At 36.0% G+C, this 6,475-nt stretch carries 6 protein-coding genes; 5 read left to right on the forward strand and 1 reads right to left on the reverse strand.

The genetic code is table 11. The features are described 5' to 3' along the window. The 5 genes from HNQ85_RS17235 to HNQ85_RS17255 all read left to right on the forward strand — a co-directional run. Nucleotides 1–212 (forward strand): UDP binding domain-containing protein (locus tag HNQ85_RS17235; RefSeq protein ID WP_343046582.1); only part of this gene is annotated, 212 nt, incomplete at its 5' end. After that, nucleotides 209–1,168, forward strand: coding sequence for an NAD-dependent epimerase/dehydratase family protein (locus HNQ85_RS17240; protein WP_181538935.1), 960 nt, complete (start codon nt 209–211; stop codon nt 1,166–1,168). The genes HNQ85_RS17235 and HNQ85_RS17240, both read left to right, overlap by 4 nt. 476 nt (nt 1,169–1,644) lie before the next feature. Further along, complete coding sequence (locus HNQ85_RS17245; protein WP_220129300.1) at nt 1,645–2,544, forward strand: glycosyl transferase family 2; 900 nt, start codon at nt 1,645–1,647, stop codon at nt 2,542–2,544. Nucleotides 2,545–3,158: 614 nt separating this feature from the next. Then, entirely contained in the window at nt 3,159–3,614 is a 456-nt protein-coding gene (locus HNQ85_RS17250; RefSeq protein WP_181538936.1) for an OsmC family protein, read from the forward strand. A 346-nt stretch (nt 3,615–3,960) separates the two neighbouring features. Next, nucleotides 3,961–4,269: a hypothetical protein gene (locus HNQ85_RS17255; RefSeq protein ID WP_181538937.1), complete on the forward strand. Its 309-nt coding sequence runs from the start codon at nt 3,961–3,963 to the stop codon at nt 4,267–4,269. Nucleotides 4,270–4,530: 261 nt separating this feature from the next. Here HNQ85_RS17255 and HNQ85_RS17260 read toward each other — a convergent pair whose 3' ends face one another. Continuing rightward, nucleotides 4,531–5,412: a glycosyltransferase gene (locus HNQ85_RS17260; RefSeq protein ID WP_246326907.1), complete on the reverse strand. Its 882-nt coding sequence runs from the start codon at nt 5,410–5,412 to the stop codon at nt 4,531–4,533. Nucleotides 5,413–6,475: the final 1,063 nt, after the last annotated feature.

A 6,475-nucleotide genomic window follows, 5' to 3' on the forward strand; every position in this document is an offset into this window, starting at 1 on the left:
AATATTACGACCCTTATTTTCCAAATATTTATATTAATGGTATAAATTATAAATCTGTAGAACTATCAAGGGAGCAAATACAACAAGCAGATGTGGTTGTTATTTTAACCGACCATAGTGTAATAGATTGGAAACTTGTCCATGAAGAAGCAAAAGCGATTATTGATACAAGAGGTATCCTACACTCGTTTGGAAAGAAGGGGAGAGCATGAAGCCTCGATGCCTTATTACAGGAGGAGCAGGATTTATTGGTTCGCATCTAGCAGAAGAACTTGTAAAGCGTGGACATAAAGTAACGATCTTGGATAATTTGTATAAGGGGGAGCACAGTTATCATCAAGAGTTATTTCAACACATCCCTTTTATTAAAGCAAGTATTCTTGAAAAAGATGTAATTGAGGAATTAGTTGCAAACCACGATGTCGTTTTTCACCTTGCCGCAATTTTAGGTGTGAAAAGTACCATGGATAAAAGTGTCGAACTAATCGAAACAAATATAGATGGAACACGAAATATTTTACAAGCAGCTAAAAAATATAATCGTAAAGTAGTCTTTGCTTCTACTTCCGAAGTATATGGCAAAGCAACTCCTCCTTTTTCAGAAGATGGAGATCGTTTATATGGTTCAACTGATAAATTGCGTTGGTGCTATGCGGTTTGTAAAACATTGGAAGAAACACTTTGTCTCGGCTACGGTTTACAGGGGTTACCTGTTACCATTATTCGTTATTTTAATATATATGGTCCGCGTGCAAAGGACGGTCCATATGCAGGGGTGATACCTCGCTTTATTAGTGCTGCATTGCAGGGGAAACCAATTCAAGTGTATGGAGATGGGACACAAACACGCTGCTTTACCTATGTGAGTGATGCTGTAGAAGCAACGATTAAAGCAATGGACGAAGGAGTCAATAGTGAAATTATTAACATTGGATCCGAAAATGAAATAAGTATTCGAGATTTAGCGGCTTTAATTCGTACTATGACAAATTCTAAATCCCCTATTATCTATGTTCCGTTTGAGAAGGTCTATCCGATAGGATTTGAAGAAATTCCGAATAGGCGTCCTGATACAGTTAAGCTAAAACAGCTTCTCTCGTTTGAACCAACTGTTTCTTTTACAGAAGGGTTAACACAAACAATAGAGTGGTTTAAGAGAGAGTTGTAGAGAAAGAGAGCAAAGAAACGATACCTAAAACACTTTTGGTTATTATTCCTGTTTTTTACATTAGAGACTGTTGTTGAAGAATGTGAACAGTTAAAACCATTTGAAATTACCATTGTTACAAATGGCTGTATTGATGGGTCAGAAGAAATGTAAAAAAGCTTTGCAATCCCAGTAGTTCGATCTGTTATTCCATTTACAACTACATGCATCTTCAGCGGTTTGCTACTTGGATAACAGTACTAATGCAATAAAGAGCCAGCTGAATAAATTTGAAAAAAAGAAGCCTTGTCTTTCCAGCTGAATAGGTGACAAAACCTCTATATGGAAAGCAAGGCTATTGCTATGATACTCATTTCACCATTAGTGTAACACCCTTTTGATAGATCGTTGTTTGATTCTATATCTAGACTGGAATGAGAATGGTTTTGAAAACGTTGTCTTACTATAATTTAGAAAAGAGGGAGTGGTTTAATAAAATGATTGAGGATAATACAGTGATTCATAAATATCAGAACATAACAATTAAATATGATCAATTGGATACTCTTCGTTTACCTATTACCGAGCCTTTTGTACTCACAGTAGAGTGGGATGGGGTAAAGTACGAGTTTTTAATTAGGATAAAGGAAAATTCCTCTCATTTACTTGTTTTGGGTTCAGGTGCCATGATTTTTCAGGCAAATCAGGTGGGTCAGCCAGTACGTCCGCCATATTTTCAGAGGCATTCTTGGATTGATGATTTTGAAGATTCTGTTATTTATTACAATGATCCTACGCTTTATTTAGGGGATATACTTGTGGGTTGGGGACAAGGGACTAGTGACAGATTTTATTTAAAAGATATTGCAACCATTCTAACAAAATTTATAGAAAAAATAGGAGTTAGTCCAAAAAATGTACTGTTTTATGGGTCATCCGCCGGTGGATTTATGTCTCTAATATTAGCCGGATTTATAAAAGATTCAACAGCTCTTGTGAATAGTCCTCAAACTTGTTTAACAAGATGGCTTAAAGTGCCTGTTCAACAGGTATTTGACCTTTCTTATCCAGGTTTATCCGAGCAAGAAATTATGAAGTTATTTCCTGAACGCATTAATGTTATAAATTTCTACAATCATATAAAGTACGTGCCTAAAATCTATTATTTGCAAAACGCAGCATGTATATATGATGTTACAAACCATTTAATTCCCTTTCTTTCAGGCCTACAGAACATGGATGAAGGTTGTGTTGTAAATAAAGTGAAGGTAGACTTATATTATTACAAAGAGCCAGGACCCGCGGTGCTTCCAGAACTTGGAGGGCATGGAGCACTAGGAAAACAGGAAACCATAGATTATATTAATCAAGTAAAGAACTTACAGTTTTGGATCTAAAAACAGAAATGAAAAAACGGGTATTCTCTGCATGTTAAGTTAACATAGCGTAATAGTATCGGCAGTTAGGTTCTGGACAAAACCCTTTATCGCAACAATTCATTCTTCTTCCTCATAAAGTGTAATATACAGTGGGGATATATTCTTGGTAACACAAGACTTTTAGAGTATTCTTTGTTTTACTTGCAATCCGGAGTATGTATGAATAGTATCATCTAGAGCAATGCTTCCAATAAAGCATTGCTCTTATAATTAAGGTGCGTGACCAGCACACCTCGAAAAATGACAAAATGTCGATATAACAAAAGAAAAGGAGAGACCAGGTTCCAACGTTCCTTTTTATCAGAAAATAATGATTTGTATCTTTTTTTCATCTTCTTTACTTTATAATAATGTACCTCCTCATTTTTATATTCCTCCAAAACATATTCGAAAGGTGTATGACCCCACCAATGATATGGTTTGTTCCGAAGTGGAAAAATTCTTCATTTATAAAATTTACCTAAGTGTTTGAAAAGGTAAATAGAAGGAAAAACGTGACTTCTTAATATTGGGGCATATTTTGTGTAATTTCCTTACTTCTAAAAACTTTACACCGTTAAAGGGGAGAGAGCATGGATAGGGTTTCTAGATTGTTGAAAGTATCCGCTACAGGTAAGTGGAAATTTGGCGTCAAAACCAATCTCTCTATACGAAATTATCCCACTTTTTCTATGGATGAATCATCAGAATTGGGCGGGATTGATACACTGCCAACTTCGCTGGAATATATAGTCGCAGCTCTGAATGGTTGTAGTGGAATGGTGATTCTATTAGTTTCTAAAGAATTAGACTTTACTTTCTCGGGGATTGATTTTGAAACGACTGGTATTATTTATAACCCGGGACTAATGGGAGAAGAAGGCGTTTGCACCCATTTTCAAAAAGTTTGTTTCCAGGTGGATATACAAACAGAAGAAAGTGAAGAGAGAATTGAGCAACTGAAAGAGGAGGTAGAGAGAAGATGTCCTGTATTGAATCTTTTGCTTGATGCTGGGGTTAAAGTAGATACAAAATGGAGTAAGAAATAATACGCTCATCTGAAGAAGTAGGCTGATTATGGGCTTTAAAATGAATAAAGTTAATCGTTGAAAAAAAGGGGCGATAGCATGAGTATACCCCTTTTGCTTTTTTTAACACGCAGATACTTCTCTTCTCTGGAGAAGTATTTTTTTAATGAAATAATTGTTGATATGGTGGCACATCAATGAATGTTTTTTTCTAAGAGGTACAATAAAAGCTTATGATCGCGCTTTGGTGTAGCATTAATCACTAAAAATTGGGGCTATCCCTAATAAAAATAAAAAAAGTGATAACCAAAAACCCAATTCTGAATACATTAGAATTGTTAAAGAAAGATGATAAGGAGATGAGAAAATGACTTTTCCTAATATCCCAGAGAACATTAACCCAATTGAGGATCTTGACAAAGAACAAGTCGCTCTTTTACTTTTAGCTTCCATCGCTTTTGAAGAACTTGGCTTAGCTCATATTATTAATGCTGAAGCAGAAAAGATCCAGTTCGCGTTAGGCACACTTAATAATAGCGATTCTGTTGTTAAGGATGTAGTCGATTTATTGGACATTAACAGAAGTGTTGAAAGAGTACTGCGTACAGTCATAAAAAAAGAAATAATTCTTCAATTTAAGTTAGAGGATGTTGTTGATTTTTTAAAGAACGATTAGCGGTTTAAGCAAAATAATTAATATTATTATATGGAATATGAATTCGCTTCCGACAGCTTAAGATCATGTTTTTTGAAAATGCAGAGAATTTTATTTCTCTGCATTTTTTGGATAAAAATGTAATGGTGTTTAAAGGGTTGATTAAGGCGGATTACTATCAGCATTGAGGCAAGAGGAAAAATGTTTTCAAATAACCAAGTTTCTCTACTGTTGCAGTATAAGTCTTATAGAAGAGGGTTGATAGAAGTCACATGAAAAGATTTAAAATGGTATGTTAAATTTTTTCATGTACCAGTCATCGTCGTATTTTCTCTTTTGTTCATACAAAGCTCGTTTTTCAAGTATGTCAGTCTGCAATAATTCCGCCATCAGCAGCGTTTTCAAGCTGTATTTGATTTGCTTTGTAGAGTTGTAAATGCGTTCATAATTAAAATGCAAAAACGCCATCCTTAGTAAATTGTAATCGACATGCTCCCATTTCAATTCAAATGGTGGAGCTGTCGGCCGAAAGACATGCAGTACCGTTACGTCAGGGACAATGTAGCATTTATAGCCAAACAGCCATAATTTAAGTGAAATTTCTTCGTCTTCACGTCCCCAAACTCTAAAACCTCTTTCAAAACCATCTATATCCTCAAAGGCCTTGCGGGAGATGGCTAAACATCCTCCAGCCAATAAAGGCGATGGATAAGGTTCCTTTTTTTTCTCCCTGTTCCATTTCGGTTCAAGGTTTTCATTCCATGTATATCCGTACCCGATGTTTTCTGGATTTTTCACATCTGCAATGCCTGGATTTGTTGCATCCGCTATCCCTTTTTGGATGGGCTCGATGAGACGGTCGATCCAATAATCTTCAAAGAAAAGATGGGCGTCGCAAAAAATGAAAATGTCCCCTTTAGCATGTTCCGCCCCGGCATTTCTCGCATTTGCGGCACCGAGACCTTCCGTGTTGATTAGTTTAATCTTTTCATTTTTATTCTTTTTAAGAAAATAGCAGCATCCATCTTGCGAATCATCATCCACAACCACAATTTCAAAATCACAGTCTGTTTTCACACTAAAGGCAGATTCAATCGTATTTTTAATATGTTTCCCTTCATTTTTCACAGGCATAATTAAAGAAACGAGAGGTTTATTCGCCAAAGTTCATCACAACCCTTTTTATGATTTTGTTATTTTCGTAAATAAGTAAGGCGCAAGAATAATAGTTTTTCCGAAAACGCCCTCTCTGCTCGTTCATAATAATTTATGCATATTGACTATTTTTGACTGGACAATTTCCCTATATTAAGTTCTTGTCTAGTCCTTTTTCAATTAGAGGCAATAAGTAAATACCCAAACAACGTCTATATATGTTGATTAGAGTTTGGGAGGTTGGGAGAAAACTGCAAAAAAGAGTGCAGAGAAATTGAATTCTCTACACTCTTAATTTGAAACCCCATTTTTTAAACAGCGGAACTTACAAAGGGTAATCATTAAAGAATTAGGCTTGGTAATAAGTGATCAACTGAGTAAATAAAAGCACTTGTGCCCGGATCAGTAAGTTCACGTACAAAAAGGTTAGATTTAACAAACATAAGTACAAAAGTCGCTACCTTTTATTTATCTTTTACGTACTATATAAGGAAAGGGCAGGGAAAATACTATTTCCCCACACTTTCAACCTACAAGCATTTCCTTTTAAAGTGAGAAATTTTTATTATGGACAATCAGTTATTGTGAAAGGTGCTGATGCAGGGAAAACACCGTTGCTATCGAAAACAACGTTACCAGCTCCATCCTCTAACACAAGTGCAACTCTGTCCAGAGTATCGTCTAATGTTAGTGTATAGGAGTAGGTGCGAGGAGTAATTCCAATCGCACCTGCTAGAATCGTACCTGATCCCTCAACTACCATGGTAGAGTTTACATCTGGTACTGAACAAGCAGTGATATCAAACGTATCAGCTATAAGAGTAAAGGCAACAGAAGAGGCAACAAGATCAGTGAGGGTAAAATTGAAGAAGCTAGTACTGATACAGAGTGCACAAATCGAGCCTGTTGATACGATAGCACCAACGAATTCAGTTCCATTCATCGTTACAGTTTGACTCGGAGCTGTAACGGGAAAGACTAGTACCGAGCAATCATATGCCAGTAGTTGTTACTGTAGGAAGAAAATCGATGAGATCCTCAAGTTTAAACTCAAGGAGCATTTCTTTTTTGA

The sequence above is a fragment of the [Anoxybacillus] calidus genome, assembly GCF_013760845.1.
In the GTDB taxonomy this organism is placed as follows: Bacteria; Bacillota; Bacilli; order Bacillales; family Anoxybacillaceae; genus Paranoxybacillus; species Paranoxybacillus calidus.

What these genes read in the sequence shown, in the direction of transcription:
- HNQ85_RS17240 (WP_181538935.1), top strand. Translation starts at nt 209, where the DNA reads ATGAAGCCTCGATGCCTTATTACAGGAGGAGCAGGATTTATTGGTTCG.
- HNQ85_RS17245 (WP_220129300.1), top strand. Translation starts at nt 1,645, where the DNA reads ATGATTGAGGATAATACAGTGATTCATAAATATCAGAACATAACAATT.
- HNQ85_RS17250 (WP_181538936.1), top strand. Translation starts at nt 3,159, where the DNA reads ATGGATAGGGTTTCTAGATTGTTGAAAGTATCCGCTACAGGTAAGTGG.
- HNQ85_RS17255 (WP_181538937.1), top strand. Translation starts at nt 3,961, where the DNA reads ATGACTTTTCCTAATATCCCAGAGAACATTAACCCAATTGAGGATCTT.